A 14,807-nucleotide genomic window follows, 5' to 3' on the forward strand; every position below is an offset into this window, starting at 1 on the left:
GAGTCGTCCATGAGCGTCTTTCTCGAGTACGCCCGTCGGGGGCGGAACGCCTGGTGGCGCTACCTGCTAACCCTGGTGCTGGCCTTCACCCTGGCGATCGCGGCGGGGCTGGCGGTGATCGCCCTCCTGGACGTGCTCAATCTCCTGCCGGCCGACTTCGCCGACCAGGTGCAGAACCCCGGCCGGCCGGTGGCCTTCTTCACCGCCAACGGCGTGATCTTCGCGGTGATCATCGCCGGCCTGGCGATCGCCGCCCGCCTCGTCCAGGCCAAGCGCTTCGCCGACCTTCTGGGCGCCTGGTCCTGGCGCGGCTTCGCCCGGGGCGCGGCGATCTGGACGGCGGTGCTGTGCCTGGCCGCGCTCATCGACTTCGCCATCGCGCCGCAGGGCTTTCGCCTGTCGGCCGACGCGCGCACGCCGTCGCTGATCGCCATCGCCCTGCCGATGCTGGCGGTGCAGACCTTCGCCGAGGAGTTCCTGTTCCGCGGCTACGTCACCCAGGGCCTTCTCCTCGCCACCAAGCGGGTCTGGGCGGCGGCGCTGATCAGCGGGCTCCTGTTCGGCGCCCTGCACATTCCCAACGGCGGGCCGCAGGCGGCCAGCGCCGCGGCTTTCGGCGTGGTCATGGCCTTCGTCGCCATCCGCACCGGCGGGATCGCCTTCACCTGGGGCCTGCATCTGGCCAACAACCTGTTCGGCGCGGTGGTGGTGGTGTCCGGCGGCGACGTCTTCCACAACACCCCCGGCCTGATCACCCAGACCACGCCGCACCTGATGTGGTGGGACGCCGGCGTCGGCGTCGCCGCCCTGGCCGCCGTCGCGGTGCTGGTGGCCCGCGGGATCGCCGCGCCGCGGGCCTGATCGACGCGAGACGCCGTCAAGCCCGTTGACGGGCCGGCCCAGAGACCAAATGTTTGCATCCGGCGACGCGACGAAGATCGCGCGCACTTTGACAATGGGAGGACGCATGGCCACGCGCTGGAATTTCGGAGACATCCTGGACGGCATCTCGGCGGTGCTGCCGCCCGACGCGCCGGCGTTCATCCACGGAGAGCGGCGGATCGACTGGGGCGAGGCCACGCGGACCTCCAACAACCTGGCCCGGGCGCTGATCGCCCGCGGCTCCCAGCCCGGCGACAAGGTGGCGATCTACATGCGCAACCGGCCGGAGTACATGCTGACGCTCGCCGCCTGCTTCAAGGCGCGGCTGACCCATGTGAACGTCAACTACCGCTACACGCCGGACGAGGTCTGGTACATCTTCGACAATTCCGACGCCCAGACGGTGGTCTACGCCTCTGAGTTCCGTGACGCGGTGGCCCAGATCCGGCCGCGCCTGCCCAAGGTGAAGACCTGGGTGGAGGTCAGCCCCGACGGTCAGGTCGCCCCCTTCGCCGAACGGTTCGAGGACCTGGCGGCCGAGGGCAACGGCGGGCCGCTCGACATCGAGCGCTCGGGCGACGATCAGCTCTTCATCTACACCGGCGGCACCACCGGCATGCCCAAGGGCGTGATGTGGGCCCATCACGACATGCGCGAGATCACCCTGCAGGCGGCGCGCAAGCTGGGGCCCGTGCCCGAGACCCTGGAGGCGCTGGTCGCGGCCACCAGGATGATCGGTCCCGGCCCGAGGGTGCTGCCGGCGCCGCCCCTGATGCACGGCACGGGCCTGCTCACCGCCATGGGCGCGATGCTGGCCGGCGGCTGCGTGATCACCCTGGAGGGCGCGGCCTTCGATCCCCTCGAGGCGCTGGTCGCCATCGACCGCCACAAGCCGCAGACCCTGGTGGTGGTGGGCGACAGCTTCGGCCGGCCGATCCTCAACGCCCTGAACGAGCACCGCGGCGAGTTCGACGTCTCCTCGATCGTCACCATCATCTCCTCGGGGGTGATGTGGAGCCTGGAGGTCAAGCGCGGCCTTCTCGAGCACATGCCCCAGGCCATGCTCAACGACGGTTTCTCCTCGTCCGAGGCCCTGGGCATGGGCGCCTCGGTGATGACCAAGGACGGCGAGGTGCAGACCGCCAAGTTCATGCTGGGCGAGCGCTGCCGGGTGTTCGACGAATACGACCAGCCGGTCGAGCCCGGCTCGGGCAAGCGCGGCATCGTCGCCCTCGGCCCGCCCAATCCGGTCGGCTACTACAAGGACCCGGAGAAGACCGCCCGCACCTTCCGCGTGATCGACGGGGTGCGCTACTCCATTCCCGGCGACTGGTGCCTGGTGGACGCTGACGGCACGCTCACCCTGCTGGGGCGCGGCAACGCCTGCATCAACACCGCCGGCGAGAAGGTCTTCCCCGAGGAGGTCGAGGAGGCGCTGAAGACCCATCCGAGCATCGAGGACGCCCTGGTCGTCGGCGTGGCCGATCCGAAGTGGGGCCAGGCGGTGACCGGCGTGGTCGAGCTGAAGCGCGGATTCGACCTCGACGAGGACGACCTGCGCGCCCACGTGCGCCGCACGCTGGCCGGCTACAAGACGCCCAAGCGGATCGTCATCACCGACCGTCCCTTGAGGGCCAGCAACGGCAAGGCCGACTATCCGGCCGCGCGCGCCGCGGCGGACGCCGTCTTGACGACGCTGCAGACCTGACGTCGCAGACTTCTAACGGTCGATCTCGCCTGTCTGGTGAATCGACCGATGTTCTTTCAAGGATAGTTTCAGGCGCCGCCTTGCGCGTTTCGCGTGTGAGGCGAGGTTAATATTTATGGTTAATGATGCCTAAATTTTGAAATCATGGTTAACGAAGTCTGAATTCAGTAGACGGAGCGCCAAGCCTGGGGTCATGGTGCGGGCCTCGGCGAGGAGCCCCGAATGAACCGTGTGAAGCGCCTGGCGCCCTACTTCGTGGTCGGCCCCATCAGCGGGCCGTTGCTGGCGGGCGTCGTGATCAACTTCAAGGAAGGCCGCCCGGTGCTGGCGACCCTCTACGCGGTGGCCCTGGCGCAATACGCCTTCCTCCTGCCGCTGGTCGTCGCCAAGGTTGGCCTGGGCGGCTAGGCCGCGTTGCGCGGCGTCCGCCGGGCGATTATAGGATCTTGCGGGGCGGCCTTTCGGGGCCGCTTTTTTGTTCCCCCACAACGCCTTGCGCGCGCGCCGGCCGGCGGCCGCAGGCGGCGTGCGGACCTTGGAAGCTGGAGATGGACGAGACGAGCCTGAGCCCGGATTGCGCCCGCTGCGCGGCCCTGTGCTGCGTGTCGCTGGCCTTCGACCGGTCCGCGTCCTTCGCCATCGACAAGCCCAACGGCGTGGTCTGCCCCAACCTGGCCGACGACAACCTCTGCCGCATCCACGCCGACCGCGAACGCCTGGGCTTTTCCGGCTGCATCAGCTTCGACTGCCTGGGCGCGGGCCAGCGGGTGATCCAGGAGGTGTTCGGCGGCCGGTCCTGGCGCGACGATCCGGCCCTGCTGCCCGACATCACCCGGGCGTTCACCATCATGCGCCAGGTGCACGAGGCGCTGCTGCTGCTGAGGGAGGCGGCCAAGCTCGCCCTGCCCGAGGCCGAGCGCGGGGCGCTGGAGCGGCTGCTGACCGACCTCGCGCCCTCAGGCGGCTGGACGCTCGAGGCGCTGGCCGCCGTCGAGCAGGACCAGACGCCCAAGCGCGTGCGCGCCTTCCTGGCCTCGCTGAAGACCTACGTCGCTGCTCAAAGGTAGGAACCGGGGTCAGGCCCGTCGGCCTGGTTGGGGTGGCGGTGAGAGAGGGATTCGAACCCTCGATAGGCTTTCACCTATACACGCGTTCCAGGCGTGCGCCTTCAACCACTCGGCCACCTCACCATCCGGGCCCGGAGGGCGGGCCCCCCGGCGGAAGGCGCGCAATATAGCGATGCGCCCTTGCGGGGCAAGCGCCTTGGATCGGCCTTCGCGCCCCGTGCAATCGGGCGTGCGAACGCCTATCTTTCGCGCCAAGCCACCTCGCCGGAGACCCGTCATGTTCTTCGCCAAGAAGTCCCTGGAAATGCCCACCGCCGACACCGCCCTGCCGGGGCGCGCCCAGGCGATCCCCACCGCCGCCACCCACTTCGTCAACGGCCGCCCGCTGAAGGGCCCCTATCCCGAGGGGCTCGAGACGGCGGTGTTCGCCATGGGCTGCTTCTGGGGCGTGGAGCGCAAGTTCTGGCAGGTCCCGGGGGTCTATGTGACCGCCGTCGGCTATGTGAACGGCCTCACGCCCAATCCCACCTACGAGGAGGTCTGCAGCGGCCGCACCGGCCACACCGAGGCGGTGCTGGTGGTGTTCGACCCCAAGGTCGTCACCTACGACCAGCTCCTGAAGGTGTTCTGGGAAGGCCACGATCCCACCCAGGGCATGCGCCAGGGCAATGACATCGGCACCCAGTACCGCTCGGGGATCTACGCCGCCGACGCGGCCCAGGCCGCCGCGGCGGAGGCGTCCAAGGCCGCCTACCAGGCCGAGCTGACCAAGCAGGGCTATGGCGCCGTCACCACCGAGATCGTCCCCGCCGGGCCGTTCTACTTCGCCGAGGACTACCACCAGCAGTATCTGGCCAAGAACCCGGCCGGCTATTGCGGCGTCGGCGGCACCGGCGTGACCTGCCCGATCGGAGTGGGCGTCAGCGCTTGACGCCCCAGGCCCTGCACGACCAGGCCATGGCGCTTCCCGCCGCCACGCACGTGGTGCAGTGGGGCGGCAGCGACGTCTACAAGGTGGGCGGGCGGATCTTCGCCATCCGCGGCCTGGGCGGCGGCGTCTCGTTCAAGGCCAGCGACATCGCCTATCAGGTGATGATCGAGAACGGCCTGGCCAGGCCCGCCCCCTATCTGGCCCGCGCCAAGTGGGTGGCCATGGACGACCTGGCCGCCGTCGACGAGGCGGACATGGCCGGCTGGCTGGCCAACGCCCACGCCCTGGTGGCGGCCAGGCTGACCCGCGCCCAGCGCAAGGCCCTGGGGCTCGCCTAGAAGTCGGGCTTGTCCCCGCCAGGGGCGTGCGGCTCGGGCGGCGGGGCCGATTCCAGAAGCTCGCGCAGGTCGGACACCGCATGGGCCGCCCCCGACCAGCGCTGGCGCCAGACCAGGAGGCTGACGGCCCCGGCCGTCGCCGCCAGGAACGCCCAGGCGCCGAACATCCACGCCGCCGCCGCCAGCGCGAAGTAGTAGCCGCGCACGCCGGCGTTGAATGACGAGAGCGCCGGATTGAGCAGCCGCGCGACGATCGCGGCGTAGGTCTTGGTGCGGGCCGGATCGTTCAGGTCGGGCGCCGCGCCGATCGCGGCCAGGCAGTAGTTCATCTGGCGGATCGCCCACATGAAGTCCAAGAGGCCCCGCGCCAGCGCCACCAGCACCAGGGCGAGCTGGGCCTCGAACAGCAGGCGCGAGGAGGTCTTCAGCACCAGGAGGCTAGAGGCGCTGCGGAAGGTGTTCTCGCCGCCGAACAGCGCGCCGGTGGTGGCCGCGATCAGGATCAGGTTGGACGAGGCGAAGAACGAGGCCGAGTTCAGCGCGTGGCCCAGGAGCTGGCCGTCCATGAACCGGCTCTCGTGGCCGGCCATGTTGCGCATCCACGCCGTGCGGATCACCAGCATGTTGGTGTTGATCACCCCGCGGCCGTGCGCGGCGGCCTTCAGCAGCGGCTCATAGCCGAACCAGACGACGACGAAGAGGCCGAGCGCCGCCACGTCCAGCGGCGAAAGGGCGGCGGCCAGGCGCGCCAGGGTCATGGGGTCAATCCTCGAGGATGCGGCTTTCCCGGCGCGAGTCGGGCAGGGCCAGCGAGATCGCCAGGGCGACCGCCATGATCGCCGAGACATAGATGTAGAAGCCGCTTTCATGGCCGACCTGCTTGAACTTCAGCGCCACGAACTCGGCCGTGCCGCCGAACACCGCGTTGGCCGCCGCGTAGGGCAGGGCCACGCCCAGCGCCCGCACGTGGGCCGGGAAGAGCTCGGCCTTGGTCGCCGCGCTGACCGCGCTGTAGCCGGTCAGGATGATCAGGAGCGAGACCACCAGCAGGAAGGCGACCATGGCGTCGCGCGTGCCGGCGATGGCCGAGAAGATCGGGAAGGTCGCGAGCGCGCCGACGCCGAAGGTGAAGGCCAGGGTCGCCTTGCGCCCCAGCCGGTCGGAGGCCCAGCCGAACAGGGGCAGGGCGCACATGTAGACCACCAGGGCGCCGGCGCTGATCGCGGCCGACACGTCCTTGCTGAACCCGGCGGTGTTGACCAGGAACTTCTGCATGTAGGTCGTGTAGGCGTAGAAGGCGAGCGAGCCCCCGGCCGTCAGGCCGAAGATCATCGCCGTCTCCTTGGGGTGGTCCAGGAACAGCATCATGGTCCTGGCGCGCTTGTCGCCGGCCGCCTTCGCCGCGGTGAACGAGGCGGTCTCCTCCAGCCCCGTGCGGATCCAGAAGACGACGATGGCCAGGACCCCGCCGATGGCGAAGGGAATGCGCCAGCCCCAGGCCTCCAGGTCGGCCTTGCTCATCAGGCTCTGCAGGCTGATCAGCACCACCAGGGCCAGGAGCTGGCCGAGGATCAGCGTCACGAACTGGAAGCTCGACCAGAAGCCGCGCGACTTTCGGCTGGCCATCTCGGTCATGTAGGTGGCGCTGGCGCCGTACTCGCCGCCGACGGACAGGCCCTGCACCAGGCGCGCGATCAGCAGGCCCGCCGGCGCCCAGGCGCCGATCATCGAATAGTCGGGCAGCACCGCGATGGCGAAGGCGCCCAGGCACATCATGGCCACCGCCGTGGTCAGGGCCGTGCGCCGGCCGGCCCGGTCGGCGTAGAGCCCCATCAGCCACGCGCCCACGGGCCGGGCGAGAAAGCCGATGGCGAACACGGCCGACGCCTTCAGGAGCTGGGCCGTGCGGTCGCCTTCAGGGAAGAAGTGCCTGGCGAAATAGAGGGCGAACGAGGAGTAGGCGAACCAGTCGTACCACTCCACCAGATTGCCGGCCGATCCGCCCAGGATCGCCTTCAGCCGCGCCAGCGGCGTCAGGCCGGGCGTGACCACCGCTTCGGGAACCTGGGCGTCCGCGCCTGTCTCTGTCGCCGTCATCCGCCGTCCCCCCGCGCTGAAAACCCGCCCCCGATGCTAGGGGCGTTGTCCGGCGGGTGAAAGGGGCGCGGGATCAGTCGGCCACGTCGGCCGTGTGCAGAGCCGCGTCGGAGTCCTTCACGCCCAGCGCGTACATCACCCCGATGAAGCCGCCCTTCACCCTGGGCAGCAGCGCCAGCGTCAGGCCCGCCAGGGGGATCAGCGTCGCCGGCAGCACCACCAGCGGCGAGGCCTGCCAGATGATCGGGAAGAGCAGCAGCGGCGCGATGATCAGGTGGCCCACGATCAGGATCGTGAAATAGGCCGGGCCGTCGTCGGCCGGATAGCGCGCCAGGTCGTGGTCGCACGCCGGGCAGTGCGGCGAGACCTTCAGATAGCGCCAGAACAGCGAACCGCGGCCGCAGGCCGGGCAGCGGCCACGAAGTCCGCGAGACAACGCGGGAAAAAACGGACGAGCAGACATGGCCGCCATATGCCTCCGAAAGTCGTCGTTACGGAAGAGGCCGCAACGTCGCAAGCCCGCGCCGCAGTCGCGGCGCGTCGTCCATGCCCGGGTTTAGTGCTTGGCGTCCTGGGCCGTGCCCGTCACCGCGCGGCCGGCGGCCTGCATGTCGCGGCCCACGCCCTCGACGGTGTTGCAGGCGGCGACGAGAAGGGCCGCGCCCGCGGCGGCCAGGATCAGGATTTTGCGCATGTTCGTCTCCGAAGCGTTCGGCCCGCATCTGCGGCCAAGCTGGTGGCGATATCTAGGCGAGCGGACCGGGGGCGTTCAATCGCTCTAACACGGCCAGCCGCTCGGCGATCCGCCGGGTGTGGCTTCCCGGCCAGTAGACCCGCCCGCAGGCCGGACACGCGCGGAACGGGCCCGGCCGGCCGCGCGCGCTCGGCGGCGCCTGCGCGGTCTCCCCGGCCGTGGCCTCGCGCAGCGCGGCGTTGTCCATCACGCAGCGGGTGAAGGGGGCGAGGCTCCAGTCCACCGGCGCGGCGCGCGCCAGGGCCTGCGCCTCCTCCAGCACGCCCCGGCCGCCCACGAGCACGCCGTGCGCGCCCGCGCGGGCGGCCAGCTCGCGGTCGCGGGTGACCAGGAGACGGTCCTCGTCGCGGGCGCGGGCCAGGAGCGCGGCGTCCGCCTCGCCCGCCCGCGCCAGGGCCGTGTCATGGCCGGCCGCCCTCAGCAGCCGCGCCAGGCGCGCCAGCATCTCGTCGCACAGGAAGCGGGTGGGGCCGCGCCGCATCGGCCGCAAGGATAGGTCACGCCGGCGGCCATGCGAACTCCAGGATCTGGCGCATCTCCGCGCGGGGGACGAACGGCGAGGTCGCCTTCCGACATCGCCCGCAACCGCCGCGGCGATCGGCGCTAGACTGTCGCCCGCGCCGCATCGGGCGCGTTCAGTCGCCGCGGGTGAGGCATGACCTACGAGCTGCACTACTGGCCGGGCATCCAGGGGCGGGGCGAGTTCGTCCGCCTGGCCCTGGAGGACGCCGGCGCCGCCTATGTGGACGTGGCCCGCCTTTCCGAGGCCGAGGGCGGCGGGGAAGCGGCGCTGATGGCGCGGATGCGCGCGTCCAGCGCCACGCCGCCCTTCGCCCCGCCGTTCCTGGCGGACGGCGACCTGGTGATCGCCCAGACCGCCAACATCCTGCTGCACCTTGGGCCCCGTCTGGGGCTCGCGCCCGTCGACGAGGCCGGCCGGCTATGGGTCAACCAGATGCAGCTCACCATCGCCGACCTGGTGGACGAGGCGCACGACACCCACCATCCCATCGACGTGGGCGCCTGGTATCACGAGCAGAAGGACGCCGCCCTGGCCCGCGCCGCGGCGTTCCGCCGCCATCGCATGGGCAAGTATCTGCGCTGGTTCGAGACCATCCTGCAGGGCCACGGCGGCCCCTGGCTGGTTCCGCAGGCGGCGAGCTACGCGGACCTGTCGCTGTTCCAGGTCGTCGAGGGCCTGCGCTACGCCTTTCCCCGCGCCATGGCGCGGACCGAGGAGAAGCTGCCGCGGGTGGCCGCGCTCGCCGCCCGCGTGGCCGAGCGCCCGCGCCTTGCGGCCTATCTCGCCTCGCCGCGACGGCTCGCCTTCAACGAGGACGGGATCTTCCGCCGCTATCCGGAACTGGACGGCTAGCTCCTGCGCAGGCCGCAGGTGTTGATCCCGATGATCGAATAGAGCGGGCAGAAGCCGATCGCCCCGGTGACCAGCGGGATCAGGCCCAGATAGGCCCACGGCGTCTTCGGGCCGATGAACGCCAGCGACAAGACGCCCAGACCCACGATCACCCGCAGAATGCGGTCGATGGTTCCCTCGTTGACCTTCATGGCGGTCCTCCTAGCAGGGCGCCGGCCTTCCAGGCCGGACGACCCGCGCATTTTCCATGGGAAGAACGCCTGGGAATTGATCTGGATGAATTTTCGCCCGCGCGGCGGAGGGGCCTAGTCGGCGTCCATCTTCAGGGCGGCGATGAAGGCTTCCTGCGGGATCTCCACCTTGCCGAACTGGCGCATGCGCTTCTTGCCCTCCTTCTGCTTGTCGAGGAGCTTGCGCTTGCGGGTGGCGTCGCCGCCGTAGCACTTGGCCGTCACGTCCTTGCGCAGGGCGCGCACGGTCTCGCGGGCGATGATCCGCCCGCCGATCGCCGCCTGGATCGGGATCTGGAACATGTGCGGCGGGATCAGGTCCTTCATCCGCTCCACCATCGCCCGGCCGCGCATCTCCGCGCGGGAGCGGTGGACCAGCATGGACAGCGCGTCCACCGGCTCGGCGTTCACCAGGATCGACATCTTCACCAGGTCGCCGATGCGGTAGTCCTCGATCTGGTAGTCGAACGAGGCGTAGCCCTTGGAGACGCTCTTCAGCCGGTCGTAGAAGTCGAACACCACCTCGTTCAGCGGCAGGTCGTAGACCACCATCGCCCGGCTGCCGACGTAGGACAGCTCGCGCTGCTCGCCGCGGCGATCCTGGCACAGCTTGATGATCGCGCCCAGGTACTCGTCCGGCGTGAAGATGGTGGCCTTGATCCAGGGCTCGGCGATGCTCTCGATCCGCACCGGATCGGGCATGTCGGCCGGATTGTGCAGGTCCAGCTCCTCGCCGTTGGTCATCCTGATCTTGTAGACCACGCTCGGCGCGGTCGTGATCAGGTCCAGGTCGAACTCGCGCGACAGCCGCTCCTGGATGATCTCCAGGTGCAACAGGCCCAGGAACCCGCAGCGGAAGCCGAAGCCGAGCGCGGCGCTCGTCTCCATCTCATAGGTGAAGGAGGCGTCGTTCAGGCGCAGCCGGCTGATCGCCGCGCGCAGGTCCTCGAAGTCGGCCGCGTCCACCGGGAAGAGGCCGCAGAACACCACCGGCTGCACCTCGCGGAAGCCCGGCAGGGGGGCGGGGGTCTGGCGCTTCTCGTCAGTGATGGTGTCGCCGACGGCGGCGTGGGCCACCTCCTTGATCGAGGCGGTGATGAAGCCCACCTCGCCGGGGCCGAGCTCGGCCACCTCGGTCTGCTTGGGGCGGAACACGCCCAGCCGGTCGATCTGGTAGGTGGCGCCGGTCTGCATCATGCGCACCCGCTGGCCGACCTTCAGCACCCCGTCGAACACGCGCACCAGCACCACCACGCCCAGGTACTGGTCGTACCAGGCGTCGACCAGGAGCGCCTTGAGCGGGGCCTCGCGGTCGCCCTTGGGCGGGGGCAGGCGCTTGACGACGGCCTCGAGCACGTCGTGGATGCCCAGTCCGGTCTTGGCCGAGCACTCCACCGCGTCGGAGGCGTCCAGGCCGATCACGTCCTCGATCTGCGCCCGCACCCGGTCCGGCTCGGCGGCCGGCAGGTCGATCTTGTTCAGGACCGGAACGATCTCGTGGTTGTTGTCGATCGCCTGGTAGACGTTGGCCAGGGTCTGGGCCTCCACGCCCTGGCTGGCGTCCACCACCAGGATCGAGCCCTCGCAGGCGGCGAGGCTGCGGCTGACCTCATAGGCGAAGTCCACGTGCCCGGGCGTGTCCATCAGGTTCAGGACATAGGTCTCGCCGTCGTCGGCCTTGTAGTGCAGCCGCACGGTCTGGGCCTTGATGGTGATCCCGCGCTCGCGCTCGATGTCCATGTTGTCGAGCACCTGCTCGGTCATCTCGCGCTGGGTCAGCGCGCCGGTCTCCTGGATCAGGCGGTCGGACAGGGTCGACTTGCCGTGGTCGATGTGGGCCACGATCGAGAAGTTGCGGATGTGCGAGAGCGGCGTCTGCGTCATGGGCGAGCCTCTATCACATTCGCCGGTTTGCGCGAGAGCGCCTGAGCGTCGCGGCGGGCCCGGCGCATCCACATGCTTAACCGTGCGTTAAAGCGTCTCGCCGCAATCAGGGCGCCAAGGGATGGGAGGCTGTTACAACCTCTCAAGGATCGGAAACGGAATGGATCGCCGCTCGCTCATCATTACGGGTCTCGCCACATTCGGCAGCGCCGCCTGCGCCTCGGCCGAGCCCAAGCTTCAGGGTCCCAATCCGCCCAGCCAGCAGCCGGACTATCCGGCCAACACCCAGGCCGAGACCTACAGCCGCGACGAGATCGTCAACAGCGTGTCCGACTTCCTGGGCGTGACCGCCGAGGCCGCCGGGGGCGTCGTCGAGAAGGTCTTCAAGGACAACGGCCGGCCCACCGCCTACATCGCCGGCGAGGAGGCCGCGGGCGCGATCACCGTCGGCCTGCGCTACGGCCGCGGCCTGCTCTACATGAAGGGCCGTCAGCCCATGGAGGTGTTCTGGCAGGGCCCGAGCATCGGCTGGGACCTGGGCGGCAACGCCAGCCGGGTCTTCACCCTCTGCTACAATCTTCAGTACCCGGACGTGATCTTCCAGCGCTTCCCGGGAGTCGAGGGCTCGGCCTACCTGATCGGCGGCCTGGGCGTGAACTACCAGCGCGCCAGCGACATCACGCTCGCCCCGATCCGCGCCGGCGTCGGCCTGCGCCTCGGCGCCAACGTCGGCTACCTGGCCTACAGCCGCAAACGCAACATCCTCCCGTTCTAGGGGGCCGCCGGCCCAAACCCTCCGCTCGTCCCGGCGAAGGCCGGTTGGGCGACGCCGCATGATCCTCCCCCTCTGGGGGAGGTGGCGGCGCAGCCGACGGAGGGGGACTTTGAGTCATGGTCCCCCTCAGGCCCTGCGGGCCAGCTCCCCCAGAGGGGGAGCATCTTCTGGGCGCCGCAACTCTGAATCCCATGGCGATGGGAGATCAGGGAACGCCGTCAATCCAGCGAGCCGTAGACCTTGCCTTCCCTGGTGTCGAACACGCCGCGGCCGGGCACGTGGTTGATCTCCAGGCGCACGCCGTCGGGGTCCTCGAACAGGATCGAGTAGTAGCCCGGCGCATAGGCGTCGTCCTGCGGGCCGTGGACGATCTTGGCGCCGATGGACACCAGGAAGGCGTACGCCTCGTCGATGTCGCCGCGCTCGCGGGCGCGGAAGCAGATGTGGTGCAGGCCCACCCGGTTCTGCACGAACCGCTGGCCGGCGTGCTCGGGCCCGGGCCTGCGGACGCCCACGCCCGTGCGTCCGCCCACGCAGTAGTAGGTGTCCGGCGAGCGGGCGACCTCTCTCAACCCGAGGAACGGCAGCACCTTCTCGTAGAAGGCCACCGCCCGCTCGAAGTCGCCCGCGGTGATGAAGGTGTGCGCGACGCCGTTGATTTCCATCGACCGGCCTTTCTCGTTGAACAGCCCTTTGTCCGATCGGGCCGGGGCCGCGCCAGGGAAGTCAAGCCGCCTAGTGCTTGTCGGTCAGGCCCGACAGCCAGTCCATCAGCGCCAGGAACACCCCCGAGACGACGAAGGTGACGTGGATGATCACCAGCCACATCAGGGTGCGGTCCGAGATGTCCGCCCCTTCGGCCAGCTTCATGAACGCCTTCAGGAGCGCGATGGCCGAGATCGCCACGATCGAGGCGATCAGCTTCATCTTCAGGCCGGAGAAGTCGACCGTGCCCATCCAGCCGGGGCGGTCCTCGTCGTCGCCGGTGTCGATCTTGGAGACGAAGTTCTCATAGCCGGAGAAGATCACGATCAAGAGCAGGTTGCCGGCCAGCGACAGGTCGATCAGCGACAGCACCATCAGGATCGCCTCTTCCGGCGACATCGAGGTCAGGTGGACGAACTCGTGCCAGGCCTCGTTGGCGAACACCACGACCAGCCCCGCCAGGGCGATCACCAGGCCGACGTAGAACGGCGCCATCAGCCAGCGCGAGCGGAACAGGCCGTCCTCCAGCCACCGCTCCAGGGCGGGCTTGGGCGGCGCGGGCTTGCGGGCGGCGGGGTCGGACATGGAGCCTCCTGACGGGACGATCCTGCCTAGGTAGCGGCGCCGGCGGCCGGCGCAAGTGCGCGGCGCCTGTCGTCCTCACCCGCCGGTGGCCGCGATCACCTCGCCGACCAGCCGGTCGACCGCGCCCATGTCCTCGCGCGGCGTGTAGGCCTCGCCCATGCGCACGACGACCAGCCGCCTGGATGGAACGATCACCACATATTGCCCGCGCGAGCCGCGGGCCATGAAGGCGTCGGCCGGCAGGTGCGGGCGAAAGGTGTGGGCGCGCGGCGCGCCGCGTTCGGTCCAGAAGCCCGCGCCGTAGCCATAGGCCTCGCTGCCGGGCGTCAGCCTGGCCGAATAGTCCACCCAGCCCTCGGGCAGGATGCGCTCGCCGTTCACCACCCCGTCGTTCGCGAACAGCAGGCCCAGCCTCGCCCAGTCGCGGGCGCTCGCCCACACGTGGGTCGAGCCGAACGGCGCGCCCGTGGCGTCGGTCTCCAGCACGACCGGGCCCATCCCCAGCTTGTCGAACAGCTCGCGCCGCGCGAACGCCTGGACGGCGGCCGGGCCGCCGGCCTTGTCGGTGACGATGCGGGCCAGGATCGCGGTGCTCCCGTCGGCGTAGCGCCATCGGGTTCCGGGCGCCGCCTGCAGCCGCGCCGCCTCGGCGCGGGCCGCCTGGTCCGGCGTGGCGAACAGCGACTGGGCGGCCTCGTCGAAGGCGCTCGTCCAGCTCGCCGTCAGGGACTGGCCGAGCGCCAGGCCGCTCCTCATGCGCAGGAGGTCGTCGGGCGTGATCTTCCCGCGTGGGTCGCCCGGCGCCGACCAGGCGGCGACCGGGGCGGGGGCGTCCATCTCGAGCCTGCCCTCGCGCACCAGGATCCCCAGCAGGGCGTTGGTCGCCGACTTGGTCATCGACCAGCCGTGCAGCCGGGTCATCACTCCGTAGCCGGGGGCGTAGCGCTCGGCGATCACGCGGCCGTCCTTGACCACCACCACGGCGTGGGTGTTGCGGCGCGGCCCCTTCGGCGGCTCGGCGAAGGCCTGGTCCAGGGCGGCCTTCAGCGCCGGGTCGGCGGGCTCGGCGACGGCCGCGCCGGCTTCCAGCAGCGGCGGGCCCGCCGGCGGCTCGGGGGCGAGCGCGGGAACCGGCGGCGGCGTAACGCCCTGGTCGACGATGCAGCCCAGGCCGTCGTGGTAGATCGCCCGGCTCTCCGCGCGCCCGGCCAGGCTGGCGCTCGCCGTCCTGGCGTCATAGTCGACGTGGTGGCGCAGCAGGGCCGCGATGGGCGCCACCTGCGGGGCCAGCTCCTCGTCGTAGAAGCGCTCCGGGTCGACCTCGGAGATGAAGGCGGTGGAGCACAGCTCGTGGCTGATCAGGTTCACCGGCACGTGGACGGCGCGGCCGAGGCCGGCGCATCCGGCGAGCGGCGCGAGCATCAGGAGGAACAGCGGCGACGGGCGCCGGATCGGCGGCGGCATGGGGACTCTCTT

General features: G+C 70.2%; 18 protein-coding genes and 1 tRNA gene. 8 read left to right on the top strand and 11 right to left on the bottom strand.

From position 1 onward, the window contains the following. Positions 1 to 9: 9 nt before the first annotated feature. From ACE3TA_RS13620 to ACE3TA_RS13635, 4 genes are all read left to right on the top strand, one after another. Entirely contained in the window at positions 10 to 861 is an 852-nt protein-coding gene (locus tag ACE3TA_RS13620; protein ID WP_374574543.1) for a lysostaphin resistance A-like protein, read from the top strand. 106 nt (positions 862 to 967) lie between these two features. Continuing rightward, positions 968 to 2,590: an acyl-CoA synthetase gene (locus ACE3TA_RS13625; RefSeq protein ID WP_374574545.1), complete on the top strand. Its 1,623-nt coding sequence runs from the start codon at positions 968 to 970 to the stop codon at positions 2,588 to 2,590. A 222-nt stretch (positions 2,591 to 2,812) separates the two neighbouring features. Beyond that, complete coding sequence (locus tag ACE3TA_RS13630) at positions 2,813 to 2,998, top strand: hypothetical protein (protein WP_374574547.1); 186 nt, start codon at positions 2,813 to 2,815, stop codon at positions 2,996 to 2,998. Positions 2,999 to 3,138: 140 nt separating this feature from the next. Further along, entirely contained in the window at positions 3,139 to 3,657 is a 519-nt protein-coding gene (locus ACE3TA_RS13635; protein ID WP_374574549.1) for a hypothetical protein, read from the top strand. Positions 3,658 to 3,690: 33 nt separating this feature from the next. Here ACE3TA_RS13635 and ACE3TA_RS13640 read toward each other — a convergent pair. Further along, positions 3,691 to 3,780 (bottom strand) — tRNA-Ser (locus ACE3TA_RS13640). Positions 3,781 to 3,934: 154 nt separating this feature from the next. Here ACE3TA_RS13640 and msrA point away from each other — a divergent pair. Together msrA and ACE3TA_RS13650 are read left to right on the top strand one after the other, a co-directional pair. After that, complete coding sequence (gene msrA / locus ACE3TA_RS13645) at positions 3,935 to 4,588, top strand: peptide-methionine (S)-S-oxide reductase MsrA (RefSeq protein WP_374574551.1); 654 nt, start codon at positions 3,935 to 3,937, stop codon at positions 4,586 to 4,588. Continuing rightward, positions 4,585 to 4,926 carry an MmcQ/YjbR family DNA-binding protein gene (locus ACE3TA_RS13650; protein ID WP_374574553.1) on the top strand — a complete coding sequence of 114 codons (342 nt, stop codon included), beginning with the start codon at positions 4,585 to 4,587 and terminating at the stop codon, positions 4,924 to 4,926. Before msrA ends, ACE3TA_RS13650 begins: the two co-directional genes overlap by 4 nt. Here ACE3TA_RS13650 and ACE3TA_RS13655 read toward each other — a convergent pair. From ACE3TA_RS13655 to ACE3TA_RS13675, 5 genes are all read right to left on the bottom strand, one after another. After that, a complete protein-coding gene (locus ACE3TA_RS13655; protein WP_374574555.1) occupies positions 4,923 to 5,684 on the bottom strand; it encodes a DUF599 domain-containing protein in 762 nt (253 codons plus the stop codon). The two genes, ACE3TA_RS13650 and ACE3TA_RS13655, sit on opposite strands and share 4 nt — an antisense overlap. A gap of 4 nt (positions 5,685 to 5,688) precedes the next feature. Next, positions 5,689 to 7,023, bottom strand: coding sequence for an MFS transporter (locus ACE3TA_RS13660; protein WP_374574557.1), 1,335 nt, complete (start codon positions 7,021 to 7,023; stop codon positions 5,689 to 5,691). A 73-nt stretch (positions 7,024 to 7,096) separates the two neighbouring features. Beyond that, complete coding sequence (locus ACE3TA_RS13665; RefSeq protein WP_374574558.1) at positions 7,097 to 7,495, bottom strand: DUF983 domain-containing protein; 399 nt, start codon at positions 7,493 to 7,495, stop codon at positions 7,097 to 7,099. Between the two features lie 84 nt (positions 7,496 to 7,579). After that, entirely contained in the window at positions 7,580 to 7,717 is a 138-nt protein-coding gene (locus ACE3TA_RS13670) for an entericidin A/B family lipoprotein (protein ID WP_374574560.1), read from the bottom strand. Between the two features lie 52 nt (positions 7,718 to 7,769). Continuing rightward, positions 7,770 to 8,258, bottom strand: a complete 489-nt coding sequence (locus ACE3TA_RS13675; RefSeq protein WP_374574830.1) for a DUF5615 family PIN-like protein — start codon at positions 8,256 to 8,258, stop codon at positions 7,770 to 7,772. A 174-nt stretch (positions 8,259 to 8,432) separates the two neighbouring features. On the opposite strand from ACE3TA_RS13675, the gene ACE3TA_RS13680 reads away from it, so the two are divergent. After that, positions 8,433 to 9,152 (top strand): glutathione S-transferase, encoded by a 720-nt coding sequence (locus ACE3TA_RS13680; protein WP_374574562.1) that lies wholly within the window; start codon positions 8,433 to 8,435, stop codon positions 9,150 to 9,152. Here ACE3TA_RS13680 and ACE3TA_RS13685 read toward each other — a convergent pair. Then, positions 9,149 to 9,343: a DUF2892 domain-containing protein gene (locus ACE3TA_RS13685; RefSeq protein ID WP_374574564.1), complete on the bottom strand. Its 195-nt coding sequence runs from the start codon at positions 9,341 to 9,343 to the stop codon at positions 9,149 to 9,151. The two genes, ACE3TA_RS13680 and ACE3TA_RS13685, sit on opposite strands and share 4 nt — an antisense overlap. Positions 9,344 to 9,457: 114 nt before the next feature. After that, positions 9,458 to 11,266 (bottom strand): translation elongation factor 4, encoded by a 1,809-nt coding sequence (gene lepA, locus ACE3TA_RS13690; RefSeq protein WP_374574566.1) that lies wholly within the window; start codon positions 11,264 to 11,266, stop codon positions 9,458 to 9,460. Between the two features lie 160 nt (positions 11,267 to 11,426). Here lepA and ACE3TA_RS13695 point away from each other — a divergent pair, with 160 nt between their 5' ends. Then, positions 11,427 to 12,041 carry a DUF1134 domain-containing protein gene (locus ACE3TA_RS13695; RefSeq protein ID WP_374574568.1) on the top strand — a complete coding sequence of 205 codons (615 nt, stop codon included), beginning with the start codon at positions 11,427 to 11,429 and terminating at the stop codon, positions 12,039 to 12,041. Between the two features lie 218 nt (positions 12,042 to 12,259). Here ACE3TA_RS13695 and ACE3TA_RS13700 read toward each other — a convergent pair whose 3' ends face one another. The 3 genes from ACE3TA_RS13700 to ACE3TA_RS13710 form a co-directional block, all read right to left on the bottom strand. Continuing rightward, complete coding sequence (locus ACE3TA_RS13700; RefSeq protein ID WP_374574570.1) at positions 12,260 to 12,706, bottom strand: VOC family protein; 447 nt, start codon at positions 12,704 to 12,706, stop codon at positions 12,260 to 12,262. 70 nt (positions 12,707 to 12,776) lie between these two features. After that, positions 12,777 to 13,331 (bottom strand): TIGR00645 family protein, encoded by a 555-nt coding sequence (locus tag ACE3TA_RS13705; protein WP_374574572.1) that lies wholly within the window; start codon positions 13,329 to 13,331, stop codon positions 12,777 to 12,779. A gap of 75 nt (positions 13,332 to 13,406) precedes the next feature. Continuing rightward, entirely contained in the window at positions 13,407 to 14,795 is a 1,389-nt protein-coding gene (locus tag ACE3TA_RS13710; RefSeq protein WP_374574574.1) for a serine hydrolase, read from the bottom strand. Between the last annotated feature and the right edge of the window lie 12 nt (positions 14,796 to 14,807).

It is taken from the genome of Phenylobacterium sp., assembly GCF_041916435.1.
Classification (GTDB): domain Bacteria; phylum Pseudomonadota; class Alphaproteobacteria; order Caulobacterales; family Caulobacteraceae; genus Phenylobacterium.